Below are 19,045 nucleotides of genomic sequence, written 5' to 3'. Positions count from 1 at the left end.
CCACCTAAGCCTGCGTCATTTATTTCATCAAATGCAGGTTCAGGTGGCTGAATTGGATTAGCTATTAGATGAGGTGAACGGCAAGCGATCCGTAATGCCATCAAGGAAGTCGCCCGTGCTATTCAGCGAACGCACTATGGTTTCCATTGCGCTGAATTGCGCCATCAATCGGGCACGATAGGCTTCACTGCGGCGAGTTAATGCGTCCTCATCGTTTTCGACACGCTCAATGTCTTTGGTAATAGTTGCTTCACGCGCTGAAATCAGGCCGGATGTTTTCAGGAATTCGTTCACCAAACTGCTCATGGAACCAGCAAAACCGCGAGTAAACGTCAGTGTTGCAGTCGTAGCACCTGGCTCAACTGTCATGCTTAAGCCTTCAGCTTTGGAGCCAATCGCAGGCAAGAGAATATTGCCGGAACCGAAAGCTTCTACACCATCGACAGTACCGGCGACATCTGTTCCAGAGGAAACTGTCACACCGTTGCCGAAGCCCATGTCGGCCGACATATCGGCGCTAACACTGGAAAAGCCGACTGTACTGGATGCTCCATAAGAAGCAGATGTAAACACGAGTTTGCCACCCTCAAATGCAACATTCACAGTTGCACTAGCAGCTTTAAAATTCGAGTCCAAATTAATCAAACTTTGCAGTTCAGTCGCTAATTCAGCACCGGAACCATAGGCTTTATCAGGCAAGCTGATGGTATTGGAGGTAACCCCGTTTAACTGGAAAATAAAACTGTAGTCTTTGCCTCCGGTTCCAATACCTGCCATATCGACTGGTTCATTTGCAGTCATGGTGCCTTTGGAGGGCTGCTGAGTAATCACTACCTCATAAGAACCCGGCTGGCTGCGAGCGGTGTATTTGGACACACTAATATCAGCTGACGAAGACGATGCTTTAGGTACAAACAGATCACGCACCATCTCAAAGTTATTGTCGATAGCTGCACGGAAGCCCCAATTGTCTTCTTCATGAATGCTCAAAGAACCATCCAACTCAGTACGAATTCCCACGTTGGATAAGCTGGTAAACCCTTCGGTTAAACCGGGAATATTGGATGTAAGAACGTTGCGAATCCCCTGCATCAAGTTTTTCGCCAGCGGATCTTTGTTCAAGCTGCCGTAGTCATCGAGTTCTTTATTAAAATCAGTTAGTAGTTTTACTTCGTCGAGAAAGGTGTTGTAAGCAGTAACGAAATCACGAATAGTTTGCTCGGCGGTGGATTTGTCTTCTGATATGGTCACGCTCACTGTTTCAGTGGTGGATGCGCCAAAAAGGTCGAACTCCATACCTTCAACAATATCGGTGATATGGTTTGATTCACGGCTAACCAACAAACCATTAATACGCACCTTGGCATCCAAACCTTCTTGCAGTTGCTCCATACCACCAGAGCTTCCATTGAAAGCGAAATTCGATAAGCCGGGGCTACCGGCATCTTCGGTTACGCTAATTTCGATCTCGTTTTTGGCGCCAGTGCTGGATGTCATCAGTAATTTGAACTTACCGCCATCGCTAACGATGCTGGCAGTAACACCCAAATCAGCCGCATTGATCGCATCACGCAAACCGCTTAGTGAGTTGTTGGTGTCATCGATAATGATTTCACCGCCAGTCTTGCTTGAATCAACATTGAATGTGCCCCCATCCCAATCACCCAAACGGATAGTTAAGGTGCCTTTGCCAATTGGGCTACTCATAGAGTCATATTCAACAGAGGAGCTTAGCGACTGAGCTTGGGCGATTTGTTCAATTTTGAGTTGATAAGTACCCGCTGCGGCTTTGGAGTCCAGCTTGGTGATGCCTATTAACTTGGTATCAGGAACAGATAATGATTTGGCATTAAAGGTATCAGCACTACCTAAAGCAGCAGCCGCTGTTTCAAGCTTTGCCAAGGAGCTACGCAGTAAGCCGTAATCAGAGATTTGGGTTTCTAATAAGGTTTTTTTAGCGTCGAGGCGTTGAGATTGCACCATGGTGCTGGCTTCAGTGAGCTGATCGGCCAACTTATTGCTGTCAATACCAGAGCCAGTTCCCAAGGAACTGATAATGCTTGAGCCAATCGACCCATTCGTATTAGTAGCGCTGGTTACTGCCATAGATACCTCCAAACACCCAATTTGCCGCTTGCCGGTTTTCAACCTCATAGGGTTAGCGGCAAACAATGGGTAAACTTTAGCCGGTTTTGCCGCTTTTTTTGAGATTGACGCCGTTTAACCTAGGTAGAGCACAAAGCGCGCCAATTGGGTAAGCCAATCAATTTAAATCCCTCCTAACCTCCCTTTGCCAAAGGGAGGAACGAACTCCCCTTTGCTCCCCCTGTTCTGCTAATAGAGAGGAACTAACTCCCCTCTTTGAAAAAGAGGGGCTGGGGGAGATTAAAAACCCTCTTTTATTTAGCCAACTGCACTATCGGCAAAGTAAAAAAGAAGCGGCTGCCTTTGCCCAGTATTGAGCTGTAGTCAATGCTGCCGCCCATCCGCTCAATAATCACTTTGGTGATACTCAACCCCAAGCCGGTGCCATCACGGCGGCGGGTATCCGACGAATCCACTTGCGCGAAACGCTGGAAAATACGCGCGCGGAAATTCTCGGCGATACCCTGCCCTTCGTCGATAACCGTGATAGTCAAGGAGTGCTCATCGCACCGCATTTCTATTCTTACGACACCATCCAGATAGGAAAATTTGATGGCGTTGGAGATTAGGTTCGCCATAACCTGCAAAAAGCGGTCGGGGTCGATATTTGCCACCGCCTGCATCGTCGCCTCAGTTGGCACCTCAAGTTGCAGTTTTACGCCGTAGCGATCAGCGTATCCATGATTCTGCTCAATCGATTGTTGCACTAGCGGATAAACCACACTCTGGCGCAGATTGAGCTGCACTTTGCCGAACTCCAGTTTGTCCACATCGAGAATATCGTTCACCAAGCGCGCCAACCGATCCACATTGGTATTGGCAATCACCAGCAAATCGCGGATCTTATCGGCCATTTCACCCAGGCTTCCACTAAGAACGATGCTGAGTGCGCCCTTAATCGACGTCAGAGGTGTGCGTAACTCATGGCTTACAGTGGAGATAAACTCACCTTTTAATCGCTCGACTCTCCGCTTCGCAGAGGCATCATGAATAATAAATGTGAAGAGCTTTCGCTCTTGAATATCGACCGGGCTTACACTCATCTCGATTTCCAAATCATTGCCATCGCTGCAACGCCCCAGCATTTCGCGCACATTGGCAGTCGCCAAATGTTCAGAATACTCATTCAGACTGTGGCGTAACGCGGGTACCAAATCAGCGATATTCAAGCTAAACAGCTGCTCAAGCGGATACTTGAATAAACTGGCCGCCGCTGGATTAGCCTGTTGAATCGCCCCCTGCTCATCCGCCACCAAAATCGATTCCACCGCATTTTCCAAAATCGCGGCCAGCTCTTTGGTGCGCTGTTCAACCAAATTGCTGATGTGCTGCGTGCGCCCGCTAATCAGCAATAAAAACCCACCCAACAAGCTACAAAACAACAAACCACCGGCCAATACAAACCAGGATTGCAAACTCACATGTTCCGTAAGGAATTTTTCAGTCGGACCAATACTGATCAATAGCTGTCGGCCACCCACCAGAATCTCTTTGGTAAAAATCAGTTCGCGTGCATAGGCTGGGATTGGCTGCTCTTCACCACGATAGAAAATAATCGGCTTACCTTCGGTGATATCAACAATACGCAGCTGGTAATCACCCGATGAATAGGTACTACGCACCACCTCGACCAACTCGTCAGTGCGCACAATTGCCGCAGCAAAACCTACCAAGAGGTCACGCCGCTCCAGCACACTGTTGGTCATGTAGCGGTTTTTATAGACGGGGCAAAACATCACCACACCCGGCGTCAGCTTTTCTTCCTGCAGCAGATGCAATGGGCGCGTCATAGCAAAATGGCCTGTATCGCGCGCACGGGCGGCAGCTTCTTCCCGCGTGGCATCAGAAAAAACATTAAACCCGAGAATGGTTGCATTCTTCTGCCAGGGTTCTACATAGGTAATGGAAAGATACTCGGCGCGCTCTGGCGCAACAATAAAATCGCCCGCTGCATTTTTTTCTTTGATCGAAAAACTTCCCGAACTTTCTGCACGGATTTTGGCTTCATAAGCCGCGCGATCCGCATGAAAAACCCGCTGATTCCACGACAATCCCGCAATACCCTGCTTTTTGATGATCACCTCATTCACATAATGCGAGAACTCGGCACGTGTTACCTCTTCCGAAGCGACAAATAACCCACGCAGAGTCGATAAAGTGTAATCCACCGACGACAAATTATTATCAATCGCCCCCGCCACCAAACCGGCCTGCTCTTCAAACTGCCGGTTTAACTTTCGCTGTTCATTGTTGCTAGACATAACAAACACAACAACCACAATCAGGCTACTCACAATCAATGGCACACCAACCGTAAGGCGGCGGCCTCGCCATAAATGGCGCGGCCTGGCAAAAATTACACACATAAGCGGTGTTGCAATCAGCACACCTATGGCATCGCCAATCCACCAGGTCCACCAGCTGTACAGCATTTGTTTGAGCGGGATAATTCCATTGGCATAAAGCACTATCACACCAATAGTCGCGCTTAAACTGGTCGCAACTGGCCCGCCCAGAATGAAAAACGCAAAAATTTGTCGCTCATCCGTCAGGCTATTCGGGAAGCCAACAAAGCGGCGGATTAACAAGGCGCCAACAACACCCGCCAAGGTACTGGCGCAGGCGATTTCCATTGCTACAAGAATTGATTGAAATGTAATCGTCGGAGCTGGGTTGATAGAAATGTTGAGCAGTGTCGAGCCAAGAAAAACGCCAATCGACATGGGTAAACCCCATATCAATAACGCACCCAAGGCGACACCCATAGGAAGAAATAAACCCGAGACAAACCCCGGTGGAATCGCCAGCAATAGCGACAATCGCCCAGCCACTAGATAGGCGAGAGCCAATAAAACTATTCGCAGTGCAATAACCGTTGCTGGTGGATGAGAAAATTTATCGGGCAAACCAGTAACCATGCAGCGCTCTCGATGTTTGATATGCGTAAAGCACACTCAAATCACTTAATTAGATGTATTTATAGACTAGCCGAGAGAAACCGATAGCACCGAAAAAAATAAAAAAACCGCAGACAGAGCTGCGGTTTTTAATCCCTCCCCCGCCTCCCTTTTTCAAAGGGAGGAGCTTTGAACTCCCCTTCGTTTCAAGAGGAGCTTTGGACTCCCCTTCGACTTAATTTAAGAAGAGCCTTAAATTCCTCTTCTTAATTCGAAGGAGCGTTGAACTCCACTCTTTATTAAAGAGACGCTTTTAGCTCCCCTCTTTTTAAAGAGGGGCTGGGGGAGATTTATTTACCTTATCTCAACAATTGCAACACTTGCTCTGGGCGCGCATTTGACTGTGCGAGCATCGCTTGCGCTGCTTGTTGCAACACTTGCGCGCGGCTTAATGCAGCGGTTTCAGCAGCAAAGTCGGCATCGGTAATGCGCGAGCGAGAAGCTGAAGTTTTTTCTGAAACGTTAGCAAGGTTGGACATGGTGAAATCCAAACGGTTGTTCACCGCACCCAAGTCTGCACGTGTGGCGTTTACCTGCTCCAGTGCTTTATCAACGATGCTGATTGCACGTTGCGCACCTTCGTAGGTGTCGATCTTAATACTGGCTACGCTGCCAACACCTTCGGTGGCGTTGCGTTCTTGAAAGCCGGTAATGGCCAAAACATCAGCAACGGTAGCAGTATCACCGTACTTAATAGAAATCTCTTCACCGTTAGCAGAGCGTAAAGCGATTTGCCCAGTTCCTCCCGCAAACGCAACCACACCGGTTTCATTGGAAGATAGATTTATTACACGAACAGTTTCAGCCAAAGTAGTGGCCGCCGTACCGGTACCGGTGATTTTACCAATCTGGATACCGTTAATAATTAAATCACCTTCTTGCAATACATTTGAGGATGTACCAACCGCGGTGCCAAGCAAGTTTCCATCAGCATCTTGTACATCAATACCTATCGCAGCTAACTCAGCAGCAGATGCGGTACCTGCTTGAATAGTCACACCACGCTCTTCAGCACTTTCATCGTTAAATACAAGTGAAAAATTGGTATCAACAGCTGTGGTTACGCCAGCACCGGATGCCCCACCAGCGGTAGAAGAATCTGTTACTCGAATTGCAGTTCCGCCTGGCGCGGTCAGCACCAACTTGCCGCTATCGGTTAAGGTTGCTTCCACAGCGGTTTCAGCATTAATTTTGGCAACTAACTCTTTCATGTCGTTAGTGCCAGTCAGAGTATAGGTTTGCTGTAAACCATCACCGTCAGTATATGAAATTGTCAAAGTCTCGGACGGTGAACGCAACACACCCGACCCAGCACCAGCAGCAGTGTATTGAACCAGCGTGGTCACGCTAGCACCCTTACCTTCCAGGTCAGCGTTCCAGATTTTCATAATGTCGTTGACAGTTGTTGTAGCCGCCGCTGGAACAGCACTCAGCTCAACACCGTTTACGATCAGGTCACCATCTGTATCAAGATTGCTCAACGCATCGATATATTCATCTATGGTTGGAGGAGCGGACAAGGTAGCAGACGTCGTCTCTGCCCCAACAATATCCCCCGAAGAACCGCCCATGCTGGTGGTCGAGAAAGAACCGATGGTTACATCCATCACTTCATTCGCTTGCGAACCCACTTGCAGGAAGGTTCCCTTCATGGTGCCGTCGAGCAGTTTTTGGCCGTTGAAGGAGGTGGTTTCAGAGATGCGATCCATCTCTTTTTTCAGTTGCTGTACTTCCGCATCCAATGTTTTGCGGTCGGCATCGTTATAAATGCCGTTCGCAGATTGAATAGAAAGTTCGCGAATGCGTTGCAGCATGTTGGTAACTTCTTGCAAAGCACCTTCTGCGGTTTGTACGAGTGATACACCGTCGTTCGCGTTGCGGATCGCTTGATCCAAGCCGCGAATTTGGGAAGTCATACGGTTTGAAATGGCGAGGCCTGCGGCGTCGTCTTTTGCCGAGTTAATACGTTGGCCAGAAGACAAACGCTCGGTAGCTCTATCAAGCGCATTTCCAGAGTTCAACAATTGGCGCTGTGAATTCAAGGAAGCGACATTGGTGTTAATGATTAAAGGCATAACAAATCTCCTAATGATTGTTCCTGTTCACAGCGATTTATCTGTGACAAGCCGACAGTTGAAGCTCAGAAACATCGACAATCAAAATCGCATGGTCTGTGAGAACTTCGTGGCAAGACTTGTAAGAAATAAAACCAACGGGATTTCTATACGGGTCGCCTAAACGGGTTTTTGCACGGACCGTGCCAAAAAAATTTGCGGCCGAAAAAACGGAGATTTGCAGCAGTAAAAAAGCGCTGAATAAAACGGCAGAACGAGATTAAAAAATGGAGAGAATTAGCTCAGAAAATACGCAACTATTTTTATAATTTTTAAATTAATTTCACCGCAAAGTATTAACACAAAAACAGCGCGCAAAAAAAAGAGCAGCCCCAAGCTGCTCTTTTTTAACACTCACAAAATGACAAAAAAGCCATTAAAAACAGGCAATTACAACAAAATCATGCCTGTGCATTTATTAGGCTGATTTGATCATCTATCGCCAACTGCTGAGCCAAACGCAAAAATATTTCGTTCGGAATCTGACGAATAACTTCTTGCGTATTGCGATCCAACACCTTGACGATGGTCTCACCGGATTCTGCATCGTAACTGAAATTTAAATCGCGCTGGGTGGACTGAATATAGTCATTCATTTGTGCAACAGCGGCCTGTACTTTCTCTTGAACCGCTTGAGAATTGACGGCATCAACAGCTACAGGCTTTGCCGCTTCGGCAATTGGCGGCAAATCATTGCCGGTTTTTTGACCTTGAGCGCCACCCACCAACGACGAAGCCGATACAGATTTAATCTGTACCGGGTTCGCAGTTACTTTAGTGATCTCATTCATCATGTAGCCCTCACTAGAAGCGATTCAGGGCTAGCCTTGCGGCTAACCCTGACCTGTTATCACCTTATCTCAACAGTGACAGCACTTGTTGTGGTCGAGCGTTGGATTGCGCCAGCATCGCTGAAGCCGCTTGTTGCAACACTTGTGAACGGCTCAGTGCAGCAGTTTCCGCAGCGAAGTCAGCATCCATAATACGTGAACGAGCAGCTGAGGTTTTTTCAGAGATGTTAGATAAGTTAGATACAGTGAAGTCCAAACGGTTGTTAGCAGCACCAAGCTCTGAACGGGTATCGTTCACTTGCTCCAAAGCCTTGTCGATAATACCGATAGCTTTTTGTGCGCCTGCTTCGGTAGAGATATCGATAGATGCTACAGAACCAGCACCTTCGGTGGCGTTGCGCTCTAGGAAGCCAATCTCAGTTCCCATTGTAGCTGTTGCATTGTCACCATATTTAATGGATATTTCTGAACCATCAACAGACTTCAAATTGATACCAGTACTGGAACCATAAGCAATAACACCAGTTTCTGATGACTTTTCATTAATAGCCTCAATTAGATTTTCAGCTTTTGTCGTAGCGCCTGCGGCGTCAGCGGCCGCACCACCAGAAACAGGACCAACTTCAACACCGTTGATAATAAGGTCGCCCTTATTAAGACCAACGTTTGCGTTCGCAGTTGTAACAGCCCCGCCTTTTATTGAGCCGTCATCATTAATTGTGTTTAGACCACTTGATGTTACAGCAGTAGCCACTTCGACTTTAATACCTACAGTATTTCCGGCTGTTTCATTAAATACTAACGAAAAACCTGTAGTGGCAGTAGCAGCAGTACCCGCATTAGTAGCACCGTTACCTAAGCCTGCCCCAATGGTAATACTGGTAGAGTTTTGAGCGGTTAGCACAAGCTTTCCTGCATCATTTAATGACGCTTGGACAATTCCACCTGCACTTTCATTAATTTTGGCAACAACCTCTTTCATATTGTTGGTGCCAGTGATATTCAATGTTTGAGTATTGTTATTACCGTCAACAACATTTATTTGCAGTGAGTCTGTACCGGCTACGAGAACCCCCGAACCAACGTTAGCTGCAGTAAACTCAGAAATAGTACCGACTGAAACTCCAACACTGTTGAAGTCTGCATTTAAAGTCTCCAGCATGTTGTTAACATTCGTTGCGGTGAGGACCGAACTGCTTGCCTTGTCATTAACTGTTAATGCACCAGCAACTAAGCCAGTTACAGCTGTAGTTACTGCAGCAAAAGTAGTAGAGCTACCGACAAGATCGCCTGACGACCCACCCAAGGAATTGGCATTAAATGAACCAATAGAAATATCAATCGTTTGGTTTTGCTGAGCGCCCACTTGTAGTTGTTTGGTACCCATTGAACCATCCAACAGGTTTTGGCCGTTGAAGGTAGTCGTTTCAGCAATACGGGTTAATTCTGATTGCAGTTGTTTTACTTCTGCCTGCAAAGTTTTACGGTCGGAATCTGAGTAGATACCGTTTGCAGATTGAACCGACAGTTCACGCATGCGTTGCAGAATGTTAGTAGATTCTTGCAGCGCACCTTCAGCGGTTTGGATCATAGACACGCCGTCGTTAGCGTTACGGATTGCTTGGTCAAGGCCGCGAACTTGTGAGGTCATGCGGTTGGCAATTGCCAAACCAGCAGCGTCGTCTTTTGCTGAGTTAATGCGGTTACCGGAAGACAAACGTTCGGTAGCGCGGTCAAGTGCATTTCCTGAGCTCATCAACTGACGCTGTGAATTGAGGGATGCCACGTTGGTGTTAATTACTAAAGCCATGATTAATCTCCTGGATTAATGTCGTTGCAGTATCACTGCTGTCTGTTGATGAAGACTGTGTGCACTTGCTCATCAGCGCTTCTAACAAGGTTATCGACACATCCGGGAGTTGCTTTAGAAATTTTTTATGGCTTTAGTAAAATTTTTAAGGCAGGTTTTGCAAAAATCTATTGCGGTTGGTTATATAAAAGCGCTCGTTCGTCAAATTACTGACCATAGGCATCAAGCGCTTTTGAGGCTTTGTTTGACTGACGAAGTTCCGTCGCCACTTTGTCGCGATTATTAATCGCCAATTCGGACAAAGCTTTATTAATCGCCTGAATCTCCTGAATGACTTCCGCGGCACTGGCTTCCAAATCGGCCTGCGCTAAAGATTGAAGGTATTCAAGGTCATTAAGGGATAGAAGCCCTTGTTGGCGCTGTTGGACGAGTATTTCAAACGAGTCCCAGTCATCCGCCTGAGCGAGGGACAATAAGGCTCTGGATTGCTGCAAAGCGCGGGAAAGAGGGTCAAGCAAGGGGTTTACGTCCATAAAGCACTCTTTTTGATGGTGGAGCAGATGTTGTTTCAAATGCGAACCAAGTCGCATTAAGCCCGGCCGCACCTAAAGAGTAGCAAAAGTTAGTCCGTAATACAGAATAAGATGCCAAAACGACGTGCCTTAATCTCCCCCAACCCCTCTTTTTCAAAGAGGGGCGCTAGCTCCTCCCTTTAGCAAAGGGAGGCTGGGAAGGATTTGATTCGCTTAGCTGATTGGCATTACAAAACAGCAAGCTTGTTATAAGTAGGAAAAGAGCGTCAGTTGACTTACCTTGGCAAACCCCTGTTGAGATGCCTGCAAAACCAAGCTCTGCATAGACAGGCGAATGGTTGCCTCGGCTACATCTACATCCTCAAGGCTTGAAAGGGTCTGTTGCGAATAGAGAATGACATCCAGATTCAAATCCCGCGCGCTTTCCAAAGTATTTTGACGCGCACCTATCTCACCCTGAACGGATACGATTGTGGTTTCTGCATTCGTCAGATTGACAATGGTTTTAGCCACCATCTCCGCCAATTCCGCTTTGCTTTCAGTGGTGTCTTTTACATTTTTCATTGCATCGCTAAAACGCGACAAAGTCGTTAACAAACCTTGTTTATTGGTGGACTCAACAAAAAATGAATCCCCCGCTACACCATTGGTTGAAGTCACGCCGGTAGAGACTGCCAAACCAATCGCAGAATCCAGCGCTGTTGTGCCGCTATGCACACTAATATTCGCACCGCTTGCCGATGCGAAACCCGAGGTAGATGCCGTTAAACCGAGATTGCCCAGCTTTCCGGTATTAGGTGCAGCTGAAAGCGCTGTAACAAAATCAGTTTGGTTATTAACGGCAGCATTAAACGTAAAGGTTTCCGTTCTGCCGTTTACTGTGACTTTAAATGAAGTGCCGGCAGGTATAGAAACAGGCGTTGCAAAATTAAACGGTAAAGTCGCCGATGTAGGCGGCGATGGGTTGCCGGTAATATTTAAACTCACACCATTAATTTCAATTTCTTCGCCTTTGGTGTAAAGCGCGTTAGCTACTAATACTTTTCCCGTTGTACGCTCAGTAATGGTGTAGTTTGCTGCTGCAGGCTGCGGAGGTATTGCAGAAGGATCAGCTACCGCAGAAGGTGCGTTAAAAGTGATAACCATATCTTCGGGATAAAATGCATCAAACACTTCCTGATCAGTCACCTGCCCTACACTAATCACCGCCGCAGGCGCAGCACGATTCGCACTGCTGGCAGAAGTAATAAAAGTGTTGTGGCTACTGGGAATATCCACAAATAATTTTTTGCCTGAATCACTCACTGCCACACTGACTGAACCAGAGGCTTGCAAGTTTAATTGGCCCTCATCGCCCATATAAGTGTAATTGCCGCCGCCATTACTGACGAAGGGTTGGGTATCGCCTTTGTAGCCAGCAAAAATATATTGCCCAGATGAGTTGCGAGTATTTTGCAAATTGATTAGCTCGCTGATACGCGTATCCACTTCTGCTGCGAGCGATTGATAGTCTGCCGCAGTTAATACCGCCGTGTTACCCGCTTTTACGCCCAGTTCGCGCATCCGCTGCATCAACTCAACAATGGATTGCAAATTCGTTTCTTCGAGGCTCAGGCTGTTATCGGCGATATCGACATTCTTTTTGTATTGTTCAGTGCGCGCGATATTTTGATTAAGCAATAAAATATTGGCCGCCGCTACAGGGTCATCCGCTGGTGATAACACTCGCTTACCTGTCGCGATTTGCTCTTCGGTTTTTACAACTTCCGCCTGCGCCTGACGCATACCGAGCGTGGCGATATTGTAAATTTGCGATGTAGATACGCGCATGATTAGCTCCTATTTCCGGATTAGTATTCCGGATAAAAAAGCCGGAAATGTATGTCCGGCAAAGCGGCAAACAACTGCCACTTTAATTACCTATAAGCTAATAATGCAGGAATTGATCCAATTTTAATTGGACGACAAAAAAGATGATGAGATTAAATCCCTCCCCGCCTCCCTTTTTCAAAGGGAGGAGTTTGGGGAAATTAAAGATCAATTTGATGTGAAGACGTTAGAGCGCATTAAGCAGAGTATCGAACAACTCGCGCGCAACTGAAATCACTTGCGCATTTGCGCCGTAGAGTTGTTGGAATTTAATTAAATCCGCCGCTTCTTCATCCAGGTTTACGCCTGAAATTCCGTCGCGCAACGTTTGTGATTGTTCAAGCAAACTTTTACTCGCAGCAGTGTTGATTTTTGACAGACTACTTTTGGTTCCCACCTCTTCCACCAGCTTGCCGTACGCATCGCCATAGGTGAGCGAACCATCTTGCATGGTTGATGCAGTTTCCATCGCCACCATTGCCAAAGCATTGCGATTGTCATTCGTGCCGTTGGTATTAAAACCAACGGTAAAGGTATCGCCCGCTTTGGGTTGACCACTTAAAGTAACTTGATAACCCAAGTAGGACGATTGTGCAAAGTTCGCGCTGGTGCTATCACCAAATAATGTGCTGTTAGTCGGGCTGGTATTAAGTGAAATGCCATCAGCCATGGTGATTTCAATTCGCCCGCCGACAGTAACAGTGCTGTACTGCCCCGCCCCTAACCCAGCTAAAGAAACACTCGGGTTGTTACCCAATCCATCGTCAACGCTAATGCTGCTATTCGCTGTGCTTGCGGCAAAATGAACATTTAAATTCACGCCGGATGCTGCTGTTAATTTTAATTCAGTTGCACCAGTGAATGGATTTGTGGTGCTCTGCGCACTAATACCTAATGACTGTAATTCAGGATTATTTTTGATGCGCTCTGCCAAATAATCATTAAAGGCAACAAGATCAACTGATGGATCAGGAACAGTCGATGAGAGCACAGGAGGTGCAACGCTATCATCGTATTCCAGCAGGTTTACACCATTAACAGATAACTGGAGTGGAGCTGCAAAATCTGTCGAATCAATATCAATATTACTGATAGTTGCAGTAGTGATCGCACTTGCATTCACACCGGGAATCGTACTTATTTGCGCTGCTGTTTGCGCAGCCGAAGCTCCCGATGCGGTATACAAAGTTTTATTCGTCATCGAGCCGGTAACAGGGTCAACCAAAGTAAAACTAAGTTGTTCAGCTAAATAGCCATTTGGCTGCTTATCATTAACTCCAGATACTATGGAGGCTGTACGCCCATCCGGCAAACCCACCAAACTACCTATTCCACTAACACGAGTTTCACCCGGGTCAGTTGAGAAAACATTATTCAGCTGACCGGGAATGAAAGTTTGGTTATTTAGCGGCGGCGATAATGGTTTTGGATTAGCTGGATCAGTGTTGTCCAACACGTCATAAGTTGTTTCAGAAGTGAAGCGAATAACAATCGGTGGCGACAATTGTCCCGCTGTTGCAAACGCCGGTAAACGATTGCCGCTAGCATCAAGCTGATTTAACACCTCGCCCGCACTGATCAAACCACTACCAGTGTTACCTGTGCTGCTCGCCGTTAAAATTGGCGATGCAAATGCCAAATCTTCCGGACGTTGAATAACCGCGGCAATATCAGCAGCACCGTTGTGAGTGGGTTGGATAGTGAATGAGTCACCACCTTGAAATGAGCCGCCGGTTAAATTCAGGCTAACGCCATCGAATTCAATACTGGTGGGATAAAAACCATTTAACGCGCCCTGCTTTACTATGGTGTTATCAGAAAGACGGGTAACCAAATAATTGGTACTGCCGGGAACTATTTCAAATTTGTAATCGCTAGTGGTGAGCTGATTAACATCAGTAATTGTTACGTTGAGCGCGCGATCATTTGGCTGTGCATTGCCCGATGCATGTTTAACGCGATTGGTTGCAATTTGCGGATCATTAATATCGCGAAACATGTTTTGGCCATAGTCACCATCCAGATCAATCCCCTGCTGTTGCAAGGTATTAAATTGATCGGACATTGCCAAGGCAATGCGCCCCAATTCATTCATTGAAGGGGCCAACACTTCTTTGCGAAAACTTAATAAACCGCCAAGCTGGCCACCAGAAATTTGATTGGTGACATCAACCGCTTTAGCACCATCTGTCAGTTGGATTGATCCATCGGTAGTCGTAGAAAAAGTACTAGCTTTAATACCGACAACTAAAGGCTGGCCGTTGCCAATAAAAACATTAACGTTGCCATCACCCTGATTAACCACTTGTACAGAAACCAATTCAGATAATTGACGTAAGGCTTCATCGCGTTTATCCATTAAGTCATTCGGCTGATTGCCGTCGGCCGATGCACGCATTTCACCAATAGATTGGTTAAGTGAGGCGATAGAGCTGGCCAGCGAGTTGACCTGTGCTGTAACGGTACGCACCTCACTGTTTACGGACTTTTCAACATCTTGAAAACGTTGCGACAAGTTATTAAAACGATTACTCAAACTTTGTGCTTCGGTAACAATCAACTGACGACCAGGTGTAGATGCAGGATCGTTCGCGCCGTTTTGCATTGCAGAGAAAAATGATTGCAATGCACCGGACAAACCGGTGCTGACATCGGCAAGTAATTTATCGACTTTGCCAATATTGATATTGTAGGTATTTAATTGATTGTAGGTAGACGTATCCAATCTCAGTTGGGTGGTCACAAATTCACTAACTACACGCTCGATTGAAGTCGTCGAGACACCCGAACCAATAAATCCACCAGAGCCAATACTCTGTTCTGTACGAGTTGCGTAATTAACTTCCTGGCGCGAATAGCCAGCCGTGTTTGCATTGGAAATATTGTGGCCAGCAGTACGCAGAGCATTCTGGCTGGCCTGCAAACCGGAAATGGCGTTTGAAAGAAGGCCTGTCATAGATTACTCCATTAACTGACGGCCACTAGCCGCTAGTGATAAAGATGAAAAATCACCCAAGCTTTTTAACAAATCACTATTGAGCAATTGTTTAATTTTTTTCGCGTATTGCGGATCGGTAGCGTAACCAGCCGACTGCAAGGCATCGGCATAGGCAGATGAATTAGCACCTGCATCCAGAGCTTGCTGGTAACGCGGATTGTTTTTCATCAGACGCACATAATCTGAAAAGCTTTCTGCATAATCCGTGTATTTACGGAAATCGGCTTTTTCATTGGCGGCAATGCCATCGCGATATTCAAGCGTGGAGACATTCACTTTATCGCCCTGCCACTGGCCAGTCGCTTTAATGTTGAAGAGATTGAAACTATTAGTGCCTTGCTTATCGTGAATAACGTGCTTGCCCCAACCTGTTTCCAGCGCAACCTGTGCGATTAATACATCAGGATTGATTTGCAATTCAGCCGCTGCTTTTTCAGCGTGTGGCTTGAGCATCATCACAAAGTTTTCCTGACTTTCGCTGATGCTGGATTTTTGGCCACCGCGATACGTCATCGCCTGCGGTTTGCTCAAAAGCGCTGGCACCATTGAGTATTGGGTTGGATACATAGGCGGTTGTGCATATTGCGGCTGCTCGTCGCCACCTAATGCTGCCTGCATATGGGTGTTATCGCTCATGCGCAGGAAATCATCGATCCAAGCATCCATGTTGGACGCATTAGCTTCAGCATTATCCGCAACTGCTTGCTCTTGAAGTGCGTGGCGGTACTGAACCGCATTTGGCAAGTCACCGATATTTTCGGTTGACTCAGCTGCGGGTTCTTTGCGCATACCTGAACCGTAGTTCTGCATCATCTGCTGATAAAAGTGATCCGCTAAACCTATGCCCTTTCCGCTAGTCAGATTAATAACCATTTGCTGGTCAAGCATATCGCGGTGAAAGCGTGTGGTTTGGCTATCAAACATATTGCCATCACCAAAAGCTTCATTCGCTTGGCGCATGGTTTTAAGCATTTGTTGTACGAATAAACCTTCAAATTTTTTTGCGATTTCTTTTAAAGCTTGCGGGTCTTTATCGCGCCCCATCGCTTTAATAGAGTTCAGCGAATTGGGATCAAGGTAGGAATCCTGAACCTGCGAAACGCCACTACTAGAATCAATAGGTAACATTTAAATCACCACCAATTCAGCTTTAAGTGCGCCGGATTGTTTGAGCGCTTCAAGAATCGCCATTAAATCGCTTGGTGAGGCACCTACGTTATTGACCGACTTAACAATGTCGTCGAGATTAGCGCCTGGAGCGAATTTAAACATGGGGTTATTTTCTTCTTCGGTTTGCACATTGCTGCTCGGCACAACCACAGTGCGGCCACCGGCAAATTCGTTGGGCTGACTAACCGTCAAACTTTCTGCAACAGATACAGTGAGGCTGCCGTGTGTGACAGCCACCGGAGACACGCGAACATTTTTACCCACCACAATGGTGCCAGTGCGCGAGTTGATAATCACCTTGGCAACTTCTTCACCCATAGTGACCTGCAGGTTTTCCAGCATCGCAATAAAATCGACACGCTGCGCAGGATTTGCTGGTGAATTCACCATGATTGAAACGGCATCTATCGGGCGCGCAACATCTGGTCCTAATAAATTATTTACACTTTTTGCCAAAGCATTTGCAGTGGTGAAATCGGCGCGGTGCAAATTAAAAATAATCGGCTGGCCACCAGCGAAATTGGTTTCCACCATGCGCTCTACAATCGCACCGCTGGGAATGCGCCCGGCGCTGGGAATATTTACGGTGATTTTTGAACCATCACTACCTGATGCGCTTAACCCACCGACCACTAAATTGCCTTGGGCAATGGCGTAAACTTTTCCATCCAGACCTTTTAATGGAGTCATTAACAGGCTGCCGCCACGCAAACTTTTGGCGTTACTGATGGATGAAACAGTTACGTCAATAGTTTGACCCGGCTTAGCAAATGCGGGCAATTCTGCTTGAATCATTACCGCCGCAACGTTTTTCATTTGCATACGCATACCTTCGGGTACAGTAATGCCAAACTGTTTCAACATGCTATTGAAAGACTGAATCGTAAAAGGCGATTGGGTGGTTTGGTCGCCGGTGCCATCAAGGCCAACAATCAAACCGTAGCCGACTAATTGGTTAGAGCGCACACCCGCTACGCTGGCGATATCTTTAATGCGTTCGGCTTGCACAACTGAACTTGCCAGCAATGCAATCGCGATAATTAAAAAATAAATGCTACGCATAAAAGAACCTCGTTAAATCCAACTTCATTTTTTCTTGCGATCTGTAGATCACAAGTTTTGATAACACATTAGAGCGGCCACAAACTGCTATTAAAAAAGCGTGACAACCAACCCATAGATGAAGAATTTGCCAGCTCGCCTGTGCCGCTATAAGAAATTTTTGCATTGGCAAGACGGGTGGAAAGAATAGTGTTGTCCGGCGCTATATCATCCGGGCGAATCATGCCGCTGATACGAATAAATTCATCACCGCGATTCAAGGTAATCCATTTTTCACCGCGCACCATTAAATTTCCGTTGGGTAAAATTTCTGCCACTGTCACGGTGATGTTGCCTTGCAGGCTGTTGCTTTGATCCGCGTCGGCGCTGCCATCAAAGGTGCGATCCTGCTCCAGCGTTGTTGTTAATTCACGTCCTTTAAACGTTGGGTTCGCTCCCAACAGTGGCCCGGCATTAAAATCCACTGTGCTTTTTTTGCCTGTCGCTACGCCAGACGATTTTCTGGAAACAGTACGCTCACTCAAGGTAACGGTAATCACATCGCCAACAAAATGCGCTTTGCGGTCATCAAACAAATTCAGTCCGTAAGCATCCTGATACAAAGAGCCTTCTGTACGCTGCGGAATTGGCATAGTCGCAGCGATGGTAGGCGCATAACGAGGATCATCTGGCTCTGGTTTTTTGTTGGAAAAACAACCACTCAAATTGAGGCTGAGTAAAATTAAACTCAATACCGAAATCAGTGATGTTTTAGAGTTAAGAGTGCGCATAATAAAATCACTCAATTAAAGATTTTGGGTGATGTACTGCAGCATTTGGTCAGCTGTAGACACCACTTTGGAATTCATTTCGTAGGCGCGTTGAGTGGTGATCATATTCACCATTTCTTCTACGATATCGACGTTGGAGTTTTCTAACATCCCCTGCTGAATAACACCCAAGCCGTTTTCACCCGGAGTACCTTCTACCGGATTACCGCTTGCAACTGTTTCAACAAATAAGTTTCCGCCGATGGGTTGCAGACCCGAGTGATTAACAAAATCCACCAGTGTGATATCACCCAATTGTTGTGGGTCTACCTGACCTGGGGTATAAGCTTCAACTGTTCCGGTTTTTCCGATGGAAATTTTAGTGGTGCCTTCGGGAACGATAATCGCCGGCTCAATAAAAAAACCGTCGGCATTGACCAACTGCCCTTCACCATTTATTTGCAATTGCCCGTTACGGGTGTAAGCAAGCGTGCCATCGGGCATTAACACTTGCAGAAAGCCGTGACCGTCAATTGCCACATCCAATGATTGTTCGGTGACTTGCAAAGTACCTTGGGTAAATTCTTTTTGAGTGGCGACCACACGCACACCTGCACCCAACTGCAAACCCGATGGCAATTGAGTTTCTTGCGTTTGCTGAGCACCGGGTTGACGTTGGTTTTGATAGAGCAAATCTTCAAAAATTGCGCGATCACGCTTAAAACCAATGGTGCTGGTATTCGCCAAATTATTGGAGATAGTGGTTAACTGGCGATCTTGCGCCGACAAGCCGGTTTTACTGACATAGAGAGCGGCGTGCATGATGTTTTCCTCTGGTTTACGACTG

12 protein-coding genes are annotated in these 19,045 nt (G+C 46.7%); all 12 read right to left on the bottom strand.

Annotated features, from left to right (window positions below; translation table 11 throughout):
- Positions 1-57: 57 nt before the first annotated feature.
- On the bottom strand, positions 58-2,106 hold the full coding sequence (fliD, locus tag SPL68_RS08310; protein ID WP_323814627.1) for a flagellar filament capping protein FliD: 2,049 nt from the start codon (positions 2,104-2,106) through the stop codon (positions 58-60).
- A 293-nt stretch (positions 2,107-2,399) separates the two neighbouring features.
- Positions 2,400-5,063: a CHASE domain-containing protein gene (locus SPL68_RS08305; protein WP_323814626.1), complete on the bottom strand. Its 2,664-nt coding sequence runs from the start codon at positions 5,061-5,063 to the stop codon at positions 2,400-2,402.
- 338 nt (positions 5,064-5,401) lie between these two features.
- Positions 5,402-7,177 (bottom strand): flagellin N-terminal helical domain-containing protein, encoded by a 1,776-nt coding sequence (locus SPL68_RS08300; RefSeq protein ID WP_323814625.1) that lies wholly within the window; start codon positions 7,175-7,177, stop codon positions 5,402-5,404.
- A gap of 440 nt (positions 7,178-7,617) precedes the next feature.
- Positions 7,618-8,010, bottom strand: coding sequence for a flagellar protein FlaG (locus SPL68_RS08295; RefSeq protein WP_323814624.1), 393 nt, complete (start codon positions 8,008-8,010; stop codon positions 7,618-7,620).
- A 61-nt stretch (positions 8,011-8,071) separates the two neighbouring features.
- Positions 8,072-9,817 carry a flagellin N-terminal helical domain-containing protein gene (locus tag SPL68_RS08290; RefSeq protein WP_323814623.1) on the bottom strand — a complete coding sequence of 582 codons (1,746 nt, stop codon included), beginning with the start codon at positions 9,815-9,817 and terminating at the stop codon, positions 8,072-8,074.
- 206 nt (positions 9,818-10,023) lie between these two features.
- The gene (locus tag SPL68_RS08285; protein ID WP_323814622.1) at positions 10,024-10,350 is read right to left on the bottom strand and encodes a flagellar protein FliT; all 327 of its coding nucleotides are present in this window, start codon (positions 10,348-10,350) and stop codon (positions 10,024-10,026) included.
- A 246-nt stretch (positions 10,351-10,596) separates the two neighbouring features.
- Positions 10,597-12,180, bottom strand: coding sequence for a flagellar hook-associated protein FlgL (flgL, locus tag SPL68_RS08280; RefSeq protein WP_323814621.1), 1,584 nt, complete (start codon positions 12,178-12,180; stop codon positions 10,597-10,599).
- A gap of 226 nt (positions 12,181-12,406) precedes the next feature.
- On the bottom strand, positions 12,407-15,175 hold the full coding sequence (flgK, locus tag SPL68_RS08275) for a flagellar hook-associated protein FlgK (RefSeq protein WP_323814620.1): 2,769 nt from the start codon (positions 15,173-15,175) through the stop codon (positions 12,407-12,409).
- Positions 15,176-15,178: 3 nt separating this feature from the next.
- Positions 15,179-16,345: a flagellar assembly peptidoglycan hydrolase FlgJ gene (gene flgJ, locus SPL68_RS08270; protein WP_323814619.1), complete on the bottom strand. Its 1,167-nt coding sequence runs from the start codon at positions 16,343-16,345 to the stop codon at positions 15,179-15,181.
- A complete protein-coding gene (locus tag SPL68_RS08265) occupies positions 16,346-17,449 on the bottom strand; it encodes a flagellar basal body P-ring protein FlgI (protein ID WP_323814618.1) in 1,104 nt (367 codons plus the stop codon). It abuts the gene before it with no gap.
- Positions 17,450-17,517: 68 nt separating this feature from the next.
- Positions 17,518-18,219 carry a flagellar basal body L-ring protein FlgH gene (gene flgH, locus SPL68_RS08260; RefSeq protein WP_323814617.1) on the bottom strand — a complete coding sequence of 234 codons (702 nt, stop codon included), beginning with the start codon at positions 18,217-18,219 and terminating at the stop codon, positions 17,518-17,520.
- Between the two features lie 15 nt (positions 18,220-18,234).
- Complete coding sequence (flgG, locus tag SPL68_RS08255) at positions 18,235-19,020, bottom strand: flagellar basal-body rod protein FlgG (RefSeq protein ID WP_323814616.1); 786 nt, start codon at positions 19,018-19,020, stop codon at positions 18,235-18,237.
- Between the last annotated feature and the right edge of the window lie 25 nt (positions 19,021-19,045).

Origin of the sequence: Cellvibrio chitinivorans, assembly GCF_035117775.1 — a bacterium.
GTDB classification, from domain to species: domain Bacteria; phylum Pseudomonadota; class Gammaproteobacteria; order Pseudomonadales; family Cellvibrionaceae; genus Cellvibrio; species Cellvibrio chitinivorans.
The sequence above is the reverse complement of the archived record's forward strand: the minus strand, read 5'-3'. Positions and strand labels throughout refer to the sequence as shown.